An 18,143-nucleotide genomic window follows, 5' to 3' on the forward strand; every position below is an offset into this window, starting at 1 on the left:
CGTGGCTTATCAATTTAGATTCCAAAAGCTGCTGGAACTAAAAGAAAATGAAAAAGACCAATCCTTATCCGAATATCAGCAATCAGTTTCTGAATTTGAAAACGTTGCTGAAAAATTATATGAGAATATGAGCAAAAAGGAATTGCTGGAACAAAATAAGGAAAAGAAATTAAAAAGCGGCATGAGTGTACAAGAAATGAGGCACTACCAACAATTTGTCTCAAATCTTGATAATACGATCTATCACTATCAAAAGCTTGTCATTATGAAAAGAAATCAAATGAATCAAAAACAAGAAATTTTGACAGAGAAAAACATTGAAGTGAAAAAGTTTGAAAAAATGCGTGAAAAACAGTTTAAAATGTTTGCTCTTGAAGATAAAGCTGCAGAAATGAAAGAAATGGACGATATTTCGATTAAGCAGTTTATGATTCAAGGCCATTAGGAGCGAATGTAATGTCCGGCAAAAAGAAAGAATCAGGTAAGTTCCGTTCGGTTTTGCTTATCATTATCCTCCCGCTGATGTTTCTATTAATCGCAGGGGGGATTGTTCTTTGGGCTGCTGGTATCAATGTCTTAAAGCCGATACAGGATGCTGCGGCAAAAACGCCGGTTCTTAAAGAATTGGTCCCTGAAACCGAAAATAAAAAAGGCGCAGCATCAAGTAAGGATAGCAGTAATACGGCAGCTCTGGAAAAGACCATTAAGGATCAAAAAAGTGAAATCAGTATATTGAATAAAGATTTAGAAACAAGTAAATCAGAAATCGATAGGCTCAATCAAAAGATCCGTTCACTTGAAAAGACGGCTGAGGATCAAAAAAAGTCATCAGAAGATCATACTGAAGGATCAGCAGACTCGAAAGCTTCTTCTGAAAATGACAAAGTGATTAGTGTGTACAAAAGCATGGACAGCGGAAAGGCTGCTAAAATTATTGCCCAATTAAAGGAGCAAGAAGCACTGAAAATATTGAATGGCCTAAGCAAAAAGCAGCTTGCTGACATATTGGCGAAAATGACTCCTGAGCAAGCAGCAACCTATACAGAAAAAATTGCTGCCAGCCAAGAATAGGGGGAATGAAAGGTGAAGCTGCTTGAATTAGCCGGACCTTTGCTGCAAACCACAACGGGTTCTGCCGCTAAAAACATGAAAAGTAGCCAGGGAGTTTTTCAAAACTGGCTTATGTCTGAGGCTGGATTGAAGGAACTTTCAGAACAAGGAAAGGGAACTCCTAATTCTGAAGATCAGCTTTTAGCAGATGCGCTTAAAAAGATCGGTGAATGGCTAAATGCAAGTCCTGAAGATCAAGACAAACAAAATGCGGATCTTTTGCAAACATTAAGCAAACTGACAGGGAAGCAATTGGATGCGAATGCTCTGCAAATGTTGCAAAATCTTTTGCAAGCAGTTGAATCAAAAATGTCAGGCGGGACGGATCAATTGCTCACAGAAACGGAGAAAATCTTTTCAGAAGCTAAAACGGCTCTGAGTGCCAATGATTCTGCTTCTGACATTAATGGAGCACTGAAGTCTGATAAAGAGCAATCAAATCAGGAAAATGAAGTATCCGAGCCTGCTAAAGAGCTTATCTATATCCAGATGTTCATTAGCCAGCTCGTAGAAGGGAATAAGCTGACTGATCGCGGGAATGGCAATGAAGCTCATGCCATTTACCAAAATGGAGATCAATTCCTTTCTGCATTAGAAAAGAAGGGTGTATCTCAACAACTAATTCAGGATCTTAAACAGCAAATATTCACTAAAGCTGAGTCAAGTTCAAAACTTTACTCGATGACAGCGTCAGAGCTGAAAAGTTTTCAAAGCTTAATGGATCAAATGTCTATGCTTCCTCAAAAAGGGACCAAAGAATGGAGTTTAGCTGAAAGCCAGCTGAAAGCCTTCTTGTTATCGAAATCATCCGAATCATCACAAGACTTTGGGAAGCGTGTTCTCACACCGCCCTCGCAGAGTTCATCCAGCAAAAATGCATCGGATGTTTCTGGAAGTATTCAGCCTGTAGATAGTAAATCAGGACTCCAAATGCTGTTTTCGGGGTATCGGGGCATAGGAGGAGTTCAAACACTTGATCTGCAGCAGATGTCATCTGATATACCAAATGCCGAAACAAAAACGGTGGCTGATCAAGTGATTAATGCGTGGAAGCAGATGAAATATACGCCTTTCGGCAGATCGACGGGAAGTTTCACTATTCGGCTGAACCCTGAACATTTAGGATTTGTCACAATCAAGCTGACAAATGAAAATGGAATGTTTCAGAGTAAAATCATAGCATCTAGCCAATCAGCAAAAGAATTGCTTGAACAGCATCTTCCTCAGCTGAAGCAATCATTGCCGAATATGGCCGTCCAAATTGACCGTTTTACTCTTCCGGTCCAAAGCGGGGATCAGCCGATATACGGCCAGCTTGCTGATGAGCAGAAACAGCAGCAAGAGGGGCAGAGACAGCAAAGACAGAAAAAGCAATCAAATGATTTTGGCGATCTGCTCGATGAAGTGTCGATGGTTGAAATGGAGGAAGAAGAATGACTTCTATAAGTTCAGAATATAAACTGCCTGAAAAAACGAACACTGTGTCGACGAACAACAGCAGCTTGGGGAAAGACGAGTTTTTAAAAATATTAATGACTCAAGTTCAAAACCAAGATCCGCTTAACCCGGTTGACGATAAAGAATTTATCAGCCAGATGGCGACTTTTTCAAGCTTGGAGCAAATGATGAATCTGAATACGACAATGACTCAATTCGTTGAAAACCAAGATCCGTTTACAACGTATGTTGATTGGATGGGAAAAGAAGTATCTTGGACTGATGGTAAAAGTGCAACAGATAAAACAGGCACAGTAAGCTCTGTTAAACATTTTAAAGGAAATTATTATCTCGTTCTTGATGATGGGACCGAGATCAGTCCTGCGAATGTCATGTCTGTGGGACAATCATCTAAATAAAAACATCTGGGGGAATATATTATGTTACGTTCACTTTATTCTGGAATCAGCGGTATGAAGAACTTTCAAACAAAGCTTGACGTAATCGGTAACAACATTGCCAACGTAAATACAGTAGGATTCAAAAAGAGCCGTGTGACCTTTAAAGATATGGTAAGCCAAACCATTGCCGGCGGTTCTGCTGCTGGTGCAACAATCGGCGGAACAAACTCTAAGCAAATCGGTTTAGGTTCATCATCTGGCACAATTGATACAATTCATTCAACAAGCGCGACACAAAGCACAGGAAGAACACTTGATTTAGCAATTGACGGCGACGGTTACTTCCGAATTGATACAGGTGACGGGACAGCTTATACAAGAGCAGGGAACTTCTATTTAGATAATACTGGAACACTGGTTACAGGTGATGGCTACCATGTACTAAATATGAATGGCGGAACAATTAAAATTCCTACTGATGCTCAAAGCTTTAGCATTGGTTCTGATGGAAAGGTGTCAATTGTTGATGCTGAGGGGAAAACACAAGACGGGGGACAAATCGGGATTGTTACTTTTGCCAACAGTGATGGATTGGATAAAATCGGAAGCAACCTATACCGTGAATCTTTAAACTCTGGAACGGCCAGTGCAGCGAACCAGCCTGGTGACGGCGGAACTGGTGCTCTTAAATCAGGATTTCTCGAAATGTCTAACGTCGATTTAACTGACGAATTTACTGAAATGATCGTAGCCCAGCGCGGATTCCAATCAAACTCAAAAATTATTACAACATCTGATGAAATCCTTCAAGAACTGGTTAACCTTAAACGTTAAGGAGGGAGGGGAGGCGAGTAATCGCTTCTCCGCTGTTTTATGATTAAAGTAACCCGTTTGAACGGGCAGCCCTTTACACTGAATGCGCTATTTATTGAACAGATTGAATGTTTTCCGGATACTACAATTACTCTGTCAAATGGTAAGAAGTTTGTAGTAAAAGAAGATGAAGAAGCTGTTCTGGAAAAGATCGCAGCTTTCTACCGAAAAATACAAATATTTGCAATGGATCAAGGAATAGAGGAACCGGAATGAAGAAAAAGTTAATGATCATATTACTAATTATTCTTATCGTAATTGGTGCTCTCGGGGCGGCGGCTTATTTTGTTTTAGGCGGAAAGTCCGAAAAAAGTGAAGCGAAAAAAAGTATTGATGAAATCGTTGCGTCTTCTGTTGATGTAGAAGAGATCACAACAAATTTAAAGTCTGATAACATTATCCGTCTTGCTATTAAACTTGAAACTGATTCTGATAAATCAAAAGAAGAACTTGAGAAACGTGATTTCCAAGTGAAAGACGCTGTTATATCACTGCTGGCTGATACGAATGCTGATCAGATTGAGGGAGACAAGGGAAAAGAAACCTTTAAGAAGGAACTAAAAGATAAAATAAATAGCTACCTCCAAGAAGGAAAAGTAGAAAAAGTGTATATTACCTCCTTTAATCTGCAATAAAGCATAATTTGACAGAATACGGAGGTGAGGAAAATGTCAGGAGAAGTTCTCTCCCAAAATGAAATAGATGCACTGCTCTCTGCAATATCAACTGGTGAAATGGACGCTGAAGAGCTGAAAAAAGAAGAAAAAGAGAAGAAAGTCAAGGTTTATGATTTCAAACGTGCGCTGCGGTTTTCTAAGGATCAGATCCGCAGTTTAACGAGAATTCATGACAATTTTGCAAGACTTCTTACCACTCATTTTTCTGCTCAGCTCAGAACCTATATTCACATATCTGTCAGTTCTGTTGATCAGGTTCCGTATGAGGAATTTATCAGATCGATTCCAAACATGACGATTCTGAATCTATTTGATGTTCATCCGATGGAAGGAAGAATTATGATGGAGGTCAACCCCACGATAGCTTATACGATGATGGATCGAGTCATGGGCGGGATTGGAATCAGTCATAACAAGGTTGACAGTTTGACAGAAATTGAAACAAAAATCATTTCTAATTTATTTGAAAATGCACTGGGTAATTATAAAGAAGCTTGGCAGTCAATTGCTGATATTGAACCGGAAATGACTGAGTTTGAAGTGAATCCGCAATTTGTTCAGATGGTATCTCCTAATGAAACAGTCGTGGTGATCTCGCTCAATACTCAAATTGGTGAAATCAGCGGTGTCATTAATCTCTGTATCCCGCATATTGTACTCGAGCCGCTCATACCGAAGCTTTCAGTCCACTATTGGATGCAATCAGACCGAAATGAGCCAAAGCCTGAGGAAACAAAGTCGCTTGAAAAACGTATCATGACAGCACAAATACCTGTCGTGGCCGAGCTCGGCACATCTGAACTGACGATAGAAGAGTTTTTAAGTTTAGAAGTCGGAGACTGCATAACTTTGGACAAATCAGTCACGGATCCTCTTACTGTATTGGTCGGAGATAAGCCGAAATTTTTAGGACAAGCCGGCCGGGTGAATCGAAAACAGGCAGTGCAAATTTTAGATCACGACATAAGAGGTGAACAAGATGGAGAATAATAGATTATCTCAAGATGAGATTGACGCGCTTCTTAACGGTACTGGCAGCACGCTTGATGAGCCAGAGATTCCGGAAGTAGATGACTTATCGGAAATGGAGCGTGATGCGATCGGTGAAATCGGTAATATTTCATTCGGCAGTTCTGCGACAGCACTGTCAACGCTTTTAAATCAAAAGGTCGATATTACGACTCCAAGCGTAACGGTCATTCCAAGAAGTAAAATCAGCGATGCGTTTCCTGAACCGTATGTAGCGATTGAAGTGAATTATACGGAGGGCTTCAGCGGAAGCAACCTGTTAGTCGTGGAACAAAGTGACGCGGCGATCATTGCGGACTTAATGATCGGGGGAGACGGAAAAGGTGCGGACCCTTCACTGGGTGAAATCCATTTAAGTGCGGTTCAAGAAGCAATGAACCAAATGATGGGATCGGCTGCCACATCAATGTCTACTGTATTCAGTAAAAAAATTGATATTTCACCTCCTCGGGTTGAATTGCTGGATGTTACTGAAGAAAAGGGTACAGACCGTATTCCTGATGATGAAATGCTGGTGAAAGTTTCTTTCAACTTAAAGGTGGGAGAATTAATAGACTCCAGCATTATGCAACTTTACCCATTGACATTTGCGAAAGATTTAATTTCAAGCCTTATGAACTCAGAAAGTGCAGAGGAAGAAGAAACGGTGCAGCCTGAAGTTACATACGAACAGCCGAAAGAGCCTGTGACGCCAGAGCCGCGTATTGAACCGAAGCAACAGCAGCAGCCGCCAAAAAGGCAGGGAACAGCAAAAAAAGCAGCGCCAGTTCAGGTTTCACCGGTGGAATTTTCCGCGTTTGATCCAAACGAAGCTGTACAAGCCCCTATTCATAATCTGGATATGCTTTTGGATATCCCGCTTTCGATTACTGTTGAGCTTGGCAGAACGAAGAGAAGCGTAAAAGAGATTTTAGAGCTTTCTGCCGGAAGTATTATCGAGCTTGATAAATTAGCCGGTGAGCCTGTAGATATTTTAGTTAATCAGCGTATCGTTGCCAAAGGCGAGGTCGTTGTCATTGAAGAAAACTTCGGAGTAAGAGTCACTGACATTTTAAGCCAGGCAGAGCGCATTAATAATTTAAAATAACGAAACACAAGGAGAGAGATAGATTATGGCACATAGAATTTTAATTGTAGATGACGCAGCATTTATGCGAATGATGATTAAAGATATTTTAGTTAAAAATGGTTTTGAAGTTGTGGCGGAAGCTGAAAATGGAGCACAAGCGGTAGAGAAATATAAAGAGCATTCACCTGACCTTGTTACTATGGATATCACGATGCCAGAAATGGATGGTATTACAGCATTAAAAGAAATTAAACAAATTGATGCGCAGGCAAGAATCATCATGTGTTCTGCTATGGGACAGCAATCAATGGTTATTGATGCCATTCAGGCCGGCGCTAAGGATTTCATTGTGAAACCTTTCCAGGCTGACCGTGTGCTTGAAGCAATCAACAAAACATTAAGTTAAAGGGTGTACGACTGTTGAAAAAGAGTCAATATTTTATTGTTTTTATTTGTTTTTTCGTTTTATTCAGTGTACATCCGATTGCTGCTGCCGCGGCAGACTCTGATAATTCAACTGTAAACGAATGGTTTCAAAAGAAAGATGAAAAAACTGCAGATCAATCAGAGCAAAAGAAAGAAAAAACAACAAAAACTGCTGATGAGACGGAGGGAGCGGCTGCTCCTTCTGTCTCAGCTTTTGATTTTGTAAAGATGATTTTCGCTTTACTGTTTGTTATCGCGCTGATTTACGGGCTGGTTAAGCTCATGAACAAAAGAAATCGGCTCCTAAAGCCTTTTCAATATGTTGAAAATATTGGCGGCACATCGGTTGGCCAGAACAGATCCATACAATTGATCAAGGTCGGAAAAAGTGTGCTCATCGTCGGTGTAGGAGAGACGATCCAGCTGCTGAAAGAAATTGAGGATGAAAAAGAGATTGAAGTCATTCTCAGTCAGCATGAAGAGGCAATGTCAAGCAAAATAGAGTGGCAAAAGTTTGTGAAGCCGCTTAAGAGTTCTGAACATCAGCCGCAGCAAAAACTGCCTTCATTTTCAAAAGCATTAAAAGAGCAACTTGAAGAGTTAAAACAAAACCGTTCTGAAGGAAAGAAGAAAGGCCCACGTCATCATGAATGAGTTTATAAATATTTTCAGTTCAAGCGATCCGGAAAACGTAAGTTCGACTGTTAAATTACTATTATTGTTAACTGTATTTTCAGTGGCGCCTGGAATATTGATTCTTATGACTTGTTTTACTCGCATCGTCATTGTTCTGTCATTTGTCAGAACTTCACTTGCGACGCAATCTATGCCCCCAAACCAGGTTCTAATCGGGCTTGCGCTGTTTTTAACATTTTTTATTATGGCTCCTACTTTTTCAGAAATTAATAAAGAAGCGCTGACCCCATTAATGGACAACAAAATCAGCTTGGATGAAGCGTATACGAAAGCTGAGGAACCGATTAAAGAATTTATGAGTAAACACACAAGGCAGAAGGATCTGGCGCTGTTTATGAATTACGCGAAAATGGATAAACCTGAATCATTAAAGGATATTCCGTTAACAACAATGGTTCCGGCTTTTGCCATATCGGAGCTTAAAACAGCATTTCAAATAGGTTTTATGATTTTTATCCCTTTTTTAATTATAGATATGGTAGTGGCGAGCGTCTTGATGTCAATGGGAATGATGATGCTGCCTCCAGTTATGATTTCTCTGCCCTTTAAAATATTACTTTTTGTTTTGGTAGACGGCTGGTATTTAATTGTGAAATCTTTGCTTCAGAGCTTTTAGGGTAGGTGCTAAACGTGAGTTCAGAATTTGTAATTTCTATGGCGGAAAAAGCCGTATACGTAACGCTGATGATCAGCGGGCCATTATTGGCTATTGCTTTACTGGTCGGTTTAATTGTCAGCATATTTCAGGCGACAACTCAAATCCAGGAACAGACTTTGGCGTTTATTCCGAAAATCGTGGCGGTTCTCCTGGCTCTCATTTTTTTTGGTCCGTGGATGCTGTCGACGATTCTTTCATTTACAACAGAGCTGTTTTCTAATTTAAATCGTTTTGCAGGGTAATGTAGAGATGAATTCAATTATTGACTTATTTCCTGCTTTTTTATTGGTTTTTATTAGAATCTCTGCTTTTTTTGTAACGATTCCGCTATTTGGACATCGAAATGTGCCAGCTGTTCATCGCATAGGTTTTGCTTTTTTTCTTGCGGTCATTTGTTTCAGCACCATTGATAAACCGCCCTCTTTGGAGATAGATGAGCACTATATGCTTTTGGCGTTTAAAGAAGCTTTGGTCGGCCTATGTCTGGGTTTAATTGCTTATATGATGATTGCCGCAGTGCAGATTGCCGGCTCGTTTATTGATTTTCAAATGGGATTTTCAATAGCAAACGTTATTGATCCGCAAACCGGTGCACAAAGTCCGTTGATTGGCCAGTTTATCTATACGATGGCACTTTTGTTTATGCTAAGTGTCAATGCCCACCATTTGTTGCTGGATGGTATTTACTACAGCTTTCAGTATATTTCAGTTGATCAGGCATTTCCGAATTTCGGCGATGAAAAGTTTGCCTATTTTATTGCGAAAAGCTTTAATGCAATGTTTATTATCGCTTTTCAAATGTCAGCGCCGGTTGTGGCCAGTTTGTTTCTAGTTGATTTAGCATTAGGTATCGTGGCTCGAACTGTTCCGCAGTTAAATGTATTTGTGGTCGGTCTGCCTTTAAAGATCGCTGTCAGTTTCATTATGCTCATTGTATGTATGTCCGTTATCTTCGTCGTTGTCCGGAATGTTTTCAGTTTAACGATTGAAACGATGCGGAATCTTTTAGCATTGGTCGGTGTTTCTTAATGAAGCTTAGAGTTGACCTGCAGTTTTTTGCGGGAGAGAAGACAGAAAAAGCCACTCCGAAAAAACGGAAGGATACGCGAAAAAAAGGGCAAGTAGCCAAAAGCTCGGATGTCAATACCGCCGTTTCTTTACTGGTAATATTCCTTTCGCTTATTGCAATTGGTCCGTATATGAGAGACAGGCTGCTGTCATTCATAGAAACATTTTATACCGAATCGCTCACAATGAAGCTCTCAGAATCAAATGTGCATACATTGTTTGTCAGCTTATTAAAGGATATGGGCATGATACTCGCACCGATCTTGCTTGTTGCTCTTGTTGCAGGAGTCGTAAGCAACTATATGCAGGTTGGGTTCTTATTTTCTGCTGAAGTGATACAGCCTAAGCTTGAAAAACTGGATCCGATCAAAGGCTTTAAACGAATATACAGTATGAGGGCGATTGTAGAGCTGATTAAATCAATTTTGAAAATCGTAGTCGTTGGTTTTGCGGCTTTTGCTGTGCTTTGGCTGCATTATGGAGAAATTCTCCGGCTTCCTCTCCTGACACCCGAAGAGGCACTTTCTTTCGTTTCAAAACTCACTTTGTGGATGGGACTAAGCGGTGCAGGTGCATTGTTGATTCTTGCTGGTCTCGACTATTTATATCAGAGATTTGACTATGAGAAAAATATCAAAATGTCAAAACAAGATATAAAAGATGAGTACAAAAAATCTGAAGGAGACCCGATTATCAAGTCTAAAATTAAACAAAGACAGCGGGAAATGGCGATGAGGCGGATGATGCAGGAAGTTCCAAAAGCAGATGTCATTATCACAAACCCGACTCACTATGCGATTGCTTTGAAATATGATGAAGAAAAAATGGACGCACCTTATATTGTTGCAAAAGGCGTCGACCACCTTGCGTTAAAAATCAGGAAAATTGCTAAAGAGCATGATGTCATGATGGTAGAAAACAGACCGCTTGCCCGTGCGTTATATGATCAGGTGGAAATTGACCAGGCAGTGCCGGAAGAATTTTTTAAAGTTTTAGCAGAAATTCTGGCTTACGTATATAAAACAAAACAAAAAGTATATTGAATTTTTCGATTTAAAAGGAGAGAAAAAACAGCATGTCAACAAGAGATTTATCCGTTTTAATAAGTGTTGTCCTCATTGTGGCGATGCTGGTGATTCCATTTCCTCCATGGCTGTTAAGTATTTTGATCATTATTAATATTTCTCTTGCGTTGATCGTGCTTCTCACCACAATGAATATGCAGGAAGCGCTTCAGTTTTCGATTTTTCCGTCACTGTTGCTGCTTTTGACCCTATTTCGTTTGGGCTTGAACGTCTCAACTACCCGTTCAATTCTTTCACACGGTGAAGGAGGTAAAGTCGTCGAGACTTTCGGAAATTTCGTTGTCGGCGGAAATGTATTAGTTGGACTCGTTGTATTTATCATCCTTATTATTATTCAGTTTATCGTCATTACAAAAGGTGCTGAACGTGTTTCCGAGGTTGCAGCAAGGTTTACGCTGGACGCAATGCCTGGGAAGCAGATGAGTATTGATGCTGATTTAAACGCAGGGATGATTACCGAACAGGAAGCGAAGCATCGCCGCGAAAAAGTGGCAAGAGAAGCAGACTTTTATGGAGCAATGGACGGTGCCAGTAAATTTGTAAAAGGTGACGCCATTGCCGGAATCATCATTGTGATGATCAATATTATTTTCGGAATCGTGATCGGGATGCTTCAGCAGGGCATGTCCATTCAAGAGGCTGCTTCACACTTTACGATGCTGACTGTAGGGGATGGAATTGTTTCGCAAATCCCGGCACTGTTAATTTCTACGGCTACGGGTATTGTGGTCACAAGAGCTGCCTCTGAAGGAAACTTAGGGCATGACATTACAGGCCAGCTGTTTGCGTATCCAAAGCTTTTATACGTCGCAGCAGCTACGATCATGCTTTTAGGTATTTTCACTCCGATCGGCATCCTTCTGACGGGGCCGCTTGCGGGATTGCTTGCTTTTGGCGCATATACACTATCTAAATCAGGTAAGGAAAAAGAAGAAGTGGATGAGATTCTTGAGGAAGAGGCTGAGGTGGACGAGCTTAAAAGCCCTGAAAGTGTTGTTCAGCTTCTGCATATAGATCCGATAGAATTTGAGTTTGGATATGGCCTGATACCGCTTGCTGATGCCAATCAAGGCGGTGATTTATTAGACCGAATTGTTATGATACGCCGTCAGTTGGCTTTGGAACTCGGGCTTGTCATTCCTGTCGTGCGAATCAGAGATAATATAGCGTTGCAGCCTAATGAATACCGATTGAAAATTAAAGGAAACGAAGTAGCAAAAGGCGAGTTGTTGCTTGATCATTATTTAGCGATGTCGCCTACTCCTGAGGACGATCTCATTGAAGGGATTGAAACAGTGGAGCCTTCATTCGGGCTGCCGGCTAAATGGATTAGCGAAGCGGTAAAGGATGAAGCCGACATGCTTGGTTATACAGTAGTTGATCCTGCATCAGTCGTTTCAACGCATATTACGGAGAAAATTAAGCAGCATGCCCACGAATTGATCGGAAGGCAGGAGACAAAACAGCTGATCGATCACTTGAAAGAATCGTATCCAGTCCTGGTTGAAGAGGTTACGCCGAATCCATTGTCTGTCGGTGATATTCAGAAAGTGCTTGCTAAGCTTTTAAAAGAAAAAGTTTCAATTCGAAACTTAGTAACGATTTTTGAAACACTTGCTGACTATGGGAAATTAACAACAGATTCTGATCTCTTGACAGAGTATACAAGACAAGCGCTTGCTAAACAAATTACAGCCCAGTTTGCCAAAGAAAATGAAGTGTTGAAGGTTGTTACTTGTTCCGGCCGTGTAGAAAAAGCAATAGCAGACGGTGTGCAGCAGACGGAACACGGGAACTATTTATCACTTGAACCAGATATTTCAGAAAGTATAGTGCGCTCTGTCGCTAAAGAAGCTGAACAGCTCTCATTACGTCAGGAAACCGCGATTCTTCTTTGTTCGCCGCCTGTCAGAATGTATGTGAAGCAGCTTCTGGAACGGTACTTCCCTGATCTTCCGGTACTCTCTTATAACGAACTTGAGGCGAATGTTGAGGTACAAAGCATTGGAGTGGTGGATATTTAATGAAAATAAAAAAATTTACTGCTGCTTCAATGCAAGAAGCGGCACTTCTCATCAGAAAAGAGTTAGGTAATGAAGCGGTCATATTAAATTCGAAAAAAATTAAAAAGCGAAAATGGTTTGGCCTCGTCAACAAGCCTGCTGTTGAAGTAATCGCCGTATTGGATCAGGACTTTCTTGAGAAAAAAACGCCTCAGAAGGCAGCTGAACCGAAACAAACATTAAAAACTCCGGTCAGCAGTCCGAAAATAGAGGAGAGAACATATCCCCCTCAAATTCCGGCGCAACAGGAGCTAGGTGATTTTTCAGCATATCAATCTGTACTTCCTGAGCCGCTGCGAAAAGCAGAAAAGCTTTTGCACGAAACAGGGATCAAAGAGTCTACGAAAACGAACACTCTGAAAAAATTGCTTCGCTTCTCTGTTGAAGCAGGCGGCTTGACTGAAGAAAATGTTGTCGGCAAACTTCAGGAAATACTATGCGATATGCTGCCCTCAGCAGACAAGTGGCAGGAGCCAATTCATTCAAAATATATCGTTCTCTTTGGTTCAACAGGGGCTGGTAAAACAACTACACTGGCTAAACTCGCAGCCATATCTATGCTTGAAAAACATAAAAAAATCGCTTTTATTACAACAGATACGTATCGTATTGCAGCTGTTGAACAGTTGAAAACATACGCTGAACTGCTGCAGGCTCCTCTGGAAGTTTGCTATACAAAAGAAGAATTTCAGCAGGCGAAGGAGCTATTTTCTGAGTATGATCATGTGTTTGTTGATACAGCTGGAAGAAACTTCAAGGACCCGCAATACATTGATGAACTGAAAGAAACGATTCCTTTTGAGAGTAGCATTCAGTCATTTCTTGTTTTATCCGCGACTGCAAAATATGAAGATATGAAGCATATTGTCAAACGGTTTTCATCCGTCCCTGTCAATCAGTATATTTTTACGAAAATAGATGAAACGACTTCCTTAGGTTCTGTATTTAATATACTGGCAGAATCAAAAATAGGTGTCGGGTTTATGACAAACGGACAGAATGTGCCTGAGGATATACAGACTGTATCTCCACTTGGTTTTGTGAGGATGCTGTGCAGATGAACAGATATGACCAAGCAGCAACTTTACGGGCGAAAATGGAAAAACGTGAGCGCGTTCTGCCAATGGTTTATTCACAAAAAGCGAAGACACTTGCTGTCATTAGCGGCAAGGGCGGTGTCGGAAAATCCAATATTACCTTAAATATGGCACTTGCGCTGCAGGATAAAGGTAAGAAGGTGCTGCTCATCGACCTTGATATCGGGATGGGAAACATTGATATATTAATGGGAAATTCATCGTCTGCCACGATAATTGATGTTTTAACCGATCGTAAGCCTTTGCTCCAGTCATTATCCATTGGCCCAAAGGGTTTGCGGTATATATCAGGGGGAACCGGTCTTGATGTGATGTTTCAGCTCGATCAGAGAAAATGGACGTTTTTTGCCAATGAACTTTCTCATGCATTAAGCCAGTTCGATTATGTGCTGTTTGATATGGGAGCGGGCTTATCAAAAGATCAACTGCCTTTTATTTTATCAGCAGAAGATATTTTGATTATAACAACTCCCGAGCCGACGGCCATTATGGACGCATACAGCGCTGTCAAGCACTTGGTTTTGACAGAAAATAAGCTTTCAATGAAGGTGGCTGTCAATCGGTGCCGTGACCAAAAGGAAGGGCTTGACGCTTTTGCCCGCCTCTCCCGTACAATTCATATGTTTTTAGATGTTCAGGTTCAGTTTGCCGGCTCCGTTTCTGACGATGTGATCGTGAGCAAAGCGGTTGTCGAGCAGGTTCCTTTTTTCATAAAAAGCCCTCAGGCAAAAGCCAGCCGGTCAGTCCGTATTTTAGCGGACGCCTTGTTTGAAAGAGAAGAAACGAGACACAAAGAAGACAAACAGACATTTATTGAGAAATTATCTTCTTTTTTAATGAGGAGGGCTTAATTTGATTCGTGTGCTTGTAGTTGATGATTCAGCTTTTATGAGAAAAATGATAAGTGATTTTCTGACCGAGGAAAAGCAGATAGAAGTAATCGGAACTGCGAGAAACGGAGAAGAAGCGCTTAAGAAGATTGAATTATTAAAACCGGATGTTATTACTCTTGATGTTGAAATGCCGGTCATGAATGGGACAGATACGCTCCGCAAAATTATTGAGATTTATAACTTGCCGGTCATTATGGTGTCGAGCCAGACCGAGAAAGGTAAAGAATGCACAATTAATTGTTTGGAGATCGGTGCCTTTGATTTTATCACAAAGCCATCAGGCTCAATATCTCTGGATTTATACAAAATTAAAGAACAATTAGTTGAGCGTGTCGTCGCGGCAGGACTTTCCGGCAAGCGGATACGTCCTGTTTCCCAGACAGTTCGGCCCGAACCTATTGTGCGTGCTGTCGTTAAGCCTGAATTAAGCAAACCGAAACCTGGCACGGGCAGACAAATTGTGTGTATCGGCACATCAACAGGCGGTCCACGGGCGTTACAAAAGGTGATACCGAAGCTCCCTAAGGATTTGAACGCACCAGTGGTTGTCGTTCAGCACATGCCTGAAGGGTTTACTGCTTCTTTGGCTGATCGGCTGAATCATTTATCTGACATTCAGGTAAAAGAAGCAAAAGATGGTGAAGCAGCTCTTAACGGCTGTGTTTACATAGCACCGGGCGGAAAAAACATATCCGTTATTAAAAACAGCGAAGGACTTCAGATTGTGCTTGATAACCATGACACACCAAGCCGTCATAAACCATCTGCTGATTATTTATTCCGTTCTGTCGGGAAACTGACAGATTATGAAAAAGTAGCGGTTATCATGACCGGAATGGGCAGTGACGGCACTGCTGGGCTAAAGGACATGCTAACAGCCGGCAATGTGAAAGCCATTGCGGAGTCTGAAGAATCTTGTGTCGTATACGGGATGCCAAAAGCTGCTGTTAAAGCGGGTCTCATTCATGAGATTAAACATGTGGAAGATATCGCAGCATCCATCACAAGCTGTGTGAAAAAAGAGAGGGTGTGATTCAAATGGATATGAATCAGTATTTAGATGTCTTTATTGATGAGAGTAAAGAACATTTACAAACATGTAATGAAAAGCTTCTTCTTTTAGAGAAAGACCCGACTGATCTTCAGCTCGTACATGATATATTCAGGGCTGCCCATACATTAAAAGGAATGAGCGCAACGATGGGCTACACGGATTTAGCACATCTTACCCATCTGCTTGAAAACGTGCTGGATGCAATCCGAAACGGAGACATGGCAGTCACCTCAGACTGGCTGGATATTTTGTTTGAAGCTCTGGATCACCTGGAAGCAATGGTTCAGTCTATTATTGATGGCGGGGATGGTAAAAGAGATATCTCAGAAGTGAGTGCCAAGCTTGATGTGAATGGTGCGCACGCTGAATCCGCTGCCTCCGCGGAACCTGCAGAAGCCCAGAGTTCAGCATCTGATTGGGAATATGATGAATTTGAACGTACAGTTATACAAGAAGCGGAGGAGCAAGGCTTCAAACGATATGAAATCAAGATTTCTCTGAACGAAAACTGTATGTTAAAAGCAGTTCGTGTCTATATGGTGTTTGAAAAACTAAATGAAGTCGGAGAAGTAGCCAAAACAATTCCAAGTGCTGAAGTGCTTGAAACAGAAGATTTTGGAACTGACTTTCAAGTTTGTTTCTTAACACATCAATCAGCGGAAGACATTGAACAATTAATCAATGGCGTGTCGGAAATTGAGCATGTTGAAGTCATTCAAGGGGCTCCTTTAACATCAGCTGAAAAGCCTGAAGAATCTAAGCAAGAAGATTCACCAGCAGCAGCTGTACCTGCGAAGCAGGAGAAACAAAAACAGCCTGCTAAAAACGATGAACAGGCGAAGCATTCAGCCGGCGGATCTAAAACAATTCGTGTCAACATTGACAGGCTTGATTCTTTAATGAACTTATTTGAAGAGCTTGTCATTGACCGCGGGCGTCTCGAGCAGATTGCGAAAGAGCTTGAGCATAATGAACTGACTGAAACGGTTGAACGAATGACGAGAATTTCCGGAGATTTGCAATCGATTATTCTGAATATGAGAATGGTCCCGGTTGAAACTGTTTTTAACAGATTCCCGAGAATGATTCGCCAGCTTCAGAAAGAGCTGAATAAAAAAATTGAACTCTCGATCATCGGTGCGGAAACTGAACTGGATCGTACAGTAATTGATGAAATCGGAGATCCACTCGTTCACTTGATCAGAAACAGTATTGACCATGGTATCGAGGCGCCGGAAACACGTTTGCAAAAGGGAAAACCGGAATCAGGAAAAGTTGTGCTTAAAGCTTATCACAGCGGCAACCATGTCTTTATCGAAGTAGAGGATGACGGCGCAGGCCTTAATCGAAAAAAAATTCTGGAAAAAGCGCTTGAGCGCGGGGTCATAACGGAAAAAGAAGCTGAAACCTTAGAAGACAACCAAATTTACGAATTGATTTTTGCTCCGGGGTTCTCAACTGCTGACCAAATTTCTGATATTTCCGGCCGCGGTGTAGGACTTGACGTTGTAAAAAACAAACTGGAGTCTCTTGGCGGTTCAGTCAGTGTGAAATCAGCCGAGGGTCAAGGCTCTCTATTCAGCATCCAGCTGCCGCTTACCTTGTCTATTATTTCAGTTCTGCTGATTAAGTTGGAAGAAGAGACATTTGCCATTCCGATTTCTTCAATCATTGAGACAGCAGTTATTGACAGAAAAGACATTTTGCAAACGCATGACCGTGAAGTGATTGACTTTAGAGGGCATATTGTCCCTGTCGTTTATTTAAAAGAAGAGTTTAAAATAGAAGATACAAGAAAAGATGCGGAACAGCTCCATATCATTGTCGTGAAAAAAGGCGACAAACCTACTGCATTTGTGGTGGACTCCTTTATTGGCCAGCAGGAAGTTGTGCTGAAATCACTCGGAGATTATTTAACAAACGTCTTTGCAATTTCCGGAGCTACTATTTTAGGAGACGGAGAAGTAGCGCTCATTATTGATTGTAATGCACTGATTATTTAACCATTCGAGGAGGTGTCTCACATGACTGCAGAAATTAAAACAGGCGAAAAAATGATAGTCTTTATGGTAAATGGCAAAGAATATGCCATTTCCGTCACTCAGGTGAAATCAATTGAAAAATGGCAAAAGCCAACGAGGGTACCTGGCGTCGAACCATATATTTGCGGGGTAATCAATTTACGCGGGGTGGTGACTCCGGTTATTGATTTAAGAAAACGCCTGAATTTGCCAGAGTATGAAATTACAGATGAAACACGAATTATCATTATTGCTTATCGTGATATTGAAGTCGGCTGGATTGTGGATGAAGCGAATGATGTGATTACCGTACACGAAAGTGAAATAGAATCTGCTCCAGAAGGCGTTCAGAAAGATACGGATGTGTCGATCGAACAGATTGTGAAACAAGAGAACAGACTCTTAAATATTATTGATGCGAACGCGGTTTTGGATAAAGAATCATCTCAGTCCGCTGTGCCCGATCAAGCTTAATCTTAAAGGGGT

21 protein-coding genes are annotated in these 18,143 nt (G+C 41.2%); all 21 read left to right on the forward strand.

The features are described from left to right. Window position 1: 1 nt before the first annotated feature. The 21 genes from fliJ to cheW are packed head-to-tail and all read left to right on the forward strand — an operon-like array spanning window position 2 to window position 18,131. Entirely contained in the window at window positions 2-445 is a 444-nt protein-coding gene (gene fliJ / locus bslm_RS08485) for a flagellar export protein FliJ (RefSeq protein WP_003231977.1), read from the forward strand. Between the two features lie 11 nt (window positions 446-456). Beyond that, window positions 457-1,071 (forward strand): MotE family protein, encoded by a 615-nt coding sequence (locus tag bslm_RS08490; RefSeq protein ID WP_003231975.1) that lies wholly within the window; start codon window positions 457-459, stop codon window positions 1,069-1,071. A gap of 12 nt (window positions 1,072-1,083) precedes the next feature. Beyond that, window positions 1,084-2,547, forward strand: coding sequence for a flagellar hook-length control protein FliK (locus tag bslm_RS08495; protein ID WP_046381025.1), 1,464 nt, complete (start codon window positions 1,084-1,086; stop codon window positions 2,545-2,547). After that, window positions 2,544-2,966, forward strand: a complete 423-nt coding sequence (flgD, locus tag bslm_RS08500) for a flagellar hook assembly protein FlgD (RefSeq protein WP_014479786.1) — start codon at window positions 2,544-2,546, stop codon at window positions 2,964-2,966. Before bslm_RS08495 ends, flgD begins: the two co-directional genes overlap by 4 nt. A gap of 21 nt (window positions 2,967-2,987) precedes the next feature. Further along, window positions 2,988-3,782, forward strand: a complete 795-nt coding sequence (gene flgG / locus bslm_RS08505) for a flagellar basal body rod protein FlgG (RefSeq protein WP_003231968.1) — start codon at window positions 2,988-2,990, stop codon at window positions 3,780-3,782. 39 nt (window positions 3,783-3,821) lie between these two features. Next, complete coding sequence (swrD, locus tag bslm_RS08510) at window positions 3,822-4,037, forward strand: swarming motility protein SwrD (RefSeq protein ID WP_003231966.1); 216 nt, start codon at window positions 3,822-3,824, stop codon at window positions 4,035-4,037. After that, window positions 4,034-4,456, forward strand: a complete 423-nt coding sequence (fliL, locus tag bslm_RS08515) for a flagellar basal body-associated protein FliL (protein ID WP_003231964.1) — start codon at window positions 4,034-4,036, stop codon at window positions 4,454-4,456. Before swrD ends, fliL begins: the two co-directional genes overlap by 4 nt. Window positions 4,457-4,489: 33 nt before the next feature. Next, the gene (gene fliM / locus bslm_RS08520; protein WP_003220879.1) at window positions 4,490-5,488 is read left to right on the forward strand and encodes a flagellar motor switch protein FliM; all 999 of its coding nucleotides are present in this window, start codon (window positions 4,490-4,492) and stop codon (window positions 5,486-5,488) included. Continuing rightward, window positions 5,478-6,614 (forward strand): flagellar motor switch phosphatase FliY, encoded by a 1,137-nt coding sequence (gene fliY, locus bslm_RS08525; RefSeq protein ID WP_003231962.1) that lies wholly within the window; start codon window positions 5,478-5,480, stop codon window positions 6,612-6,614. Before fliM ends, fliY begins: the two co-directional genes overlap by 11 nt. 25 nt (window positions 6,615-6,639) lie before the next feature. Continuing rightward, window positions 6,640-7,002, forward strand: coding sequence for a chemotaxis protein CheY (cheY, locus tag bslm_RS08530; protein WP_014476812.1), 363 nt, complete (start codon window positions 6,640-6,642; stop codon window positions 7,000-7,002). A 14-nt stretch (window positions 7,003-7,016) separates the two neighbouring features. Next, on the forward strand, window positions 7,017-7,676 hold the full coding sequence (gene fliZ / locus bslm_RS08535; RefSeq protein ID WP_046381026.1) for a flagella biosynthesis regulatory protein FliZ: 660 nt from the start codon (window positions 7,017-7,019) through the stop codon (window positions 7,674-7,676). Then, on the forward strand, window positions 7,669-8,334 hold the full coding sequence (gene fliP, locus bslm_RS08540) for a flagellar type III secretion system pore protein FliP (protein WP_003245692.1): 666 nt from the start codon (window positions 7,669-7,671) through the stop codon (window positions 8,332-8,334). The genes fliZ and fliP overlap by 8 nt, the downstream gene beginning before the upstream one ends. A gap of 14 nt (window positions 8,335-8,348) precedes the next feature. Next, complete coding sequence (gene fliQ / locus bslm_RS08545; protein WP_003220888.1) at window positions 8,349-8,618, forward strand: flagellar biosynthesis protein FliQ; 270 nt, start codon at window positions 8,349-8,351, stop codon at window positions 8,616-8,618. A gap of 7 nt (window positions 8,619-8,625) precedes the next feature. Beyond that, window positions 8,626-9,405, forward strand: coding sequence for a flagellar biosynthetic protein FliR (gene fliR / locus bslm_RS08550; RefSeq protein WP_003245510.1), 780 nt, complete (start codon window positions 8,626-8,628; stop codon window positions 9,403-9,405). Next, entirely contained in the window at window positions 9,405-10,487 is a 1,083-nt protein-coding gene (gene flhB, locus bslm_RS08555; protein ID WP_003231949.1) for a flagellar biosynthesis protein FlhB, read from the forward strand. The genes fliR and flhB overlap by 1 nt, the downstream gene beginning before the upstream one ends. A gap of 32 nt (window positions 10,488-10,519) precedes the next feature. After that, a complete protein-coding gene (flhA, locus tag bslm_RS08560) occupies window positions 10,520-12,553 on the forward strand; it encodes a flagellar biosynthesis protein FlhA (protein WP_003231947.1) in 2,034 nt (677 codons plus the stop codon). Further along, window positions 12,553-13,653: a flagellar biosynthesis GTPase FlhF gene (flhF, locus tag bslm_RS08565; protein ID WP_038428960.1), complete on the forward strand. Its 1,101-nt coding sequence runs from the start codon at window positions 12,553-12,555 to the stop codon at window positions 13,651-13,653. Before flhA ends, flhF begins: the two co-directional genes overlap by 1 nt. Further along, entirely contained in the window at window positions 13,644-14,540 is an 897-nt protein-coding gene (flhG, locus tag bslm_RS08570) for a flagellum location/number ATPase FlhG (protein ID WP_082098077.1), read from the forward strand. The genes flhF and flhG overlap by 10 nt, the downstream gene beginning before the upstream one ends. 1 nt (window position 14,541) lies before the next feature. Further along, window positions 14,542-15,615, forward strand: a complete 1,074-nt coding sequence (gene cheB, locus bslm_RS08575) for a protein-glutamate O-methylesterase CheB (protein WP_038428963.1) — start codon at window positions 14,542-14,544, stop codon at window positions 15,613-15,615. Window positions 15,616-15,620: 5 nt separating this feature from the next. Next, the gene (cheA, locus tag bslm_RS08580; RefSeq protein WP_015483230.1) at window positions 15,621-17,639 is read left to right on the forward strand and encodes a chemotaxis protein CheA; all 2,019 of its coding nucleotides are present in this window, start codon (window positions 15,621-15,623) and stop codon (window positions 17,637-17,639) included. Window positions 17,640-17,660: 21 nt separating this feature from the next. Beyond that, window positions 17,661-18,131, forward strand: a complete 471-nt coding sequence (cheW, locus tag bslm_RS08585; protein ID WP_003231938.1) for a chemotaxis protein CheW — start codon at window positions 17,661-17,663, stop codon at window positions 18,129-18,131. Window positions 18,132-18,143 lie beyond the last annotated feature (12 nt).

The organism is Bacillus sp. LM 4-2 (genome assembly GCF_000978495.1).
GTDB classification, from domain to species: domain Bacteria; phylum Bacillota; class Bacilli; order Bacillales; family Bacillaceae; genus Bacillus; species Bacillus subtilis.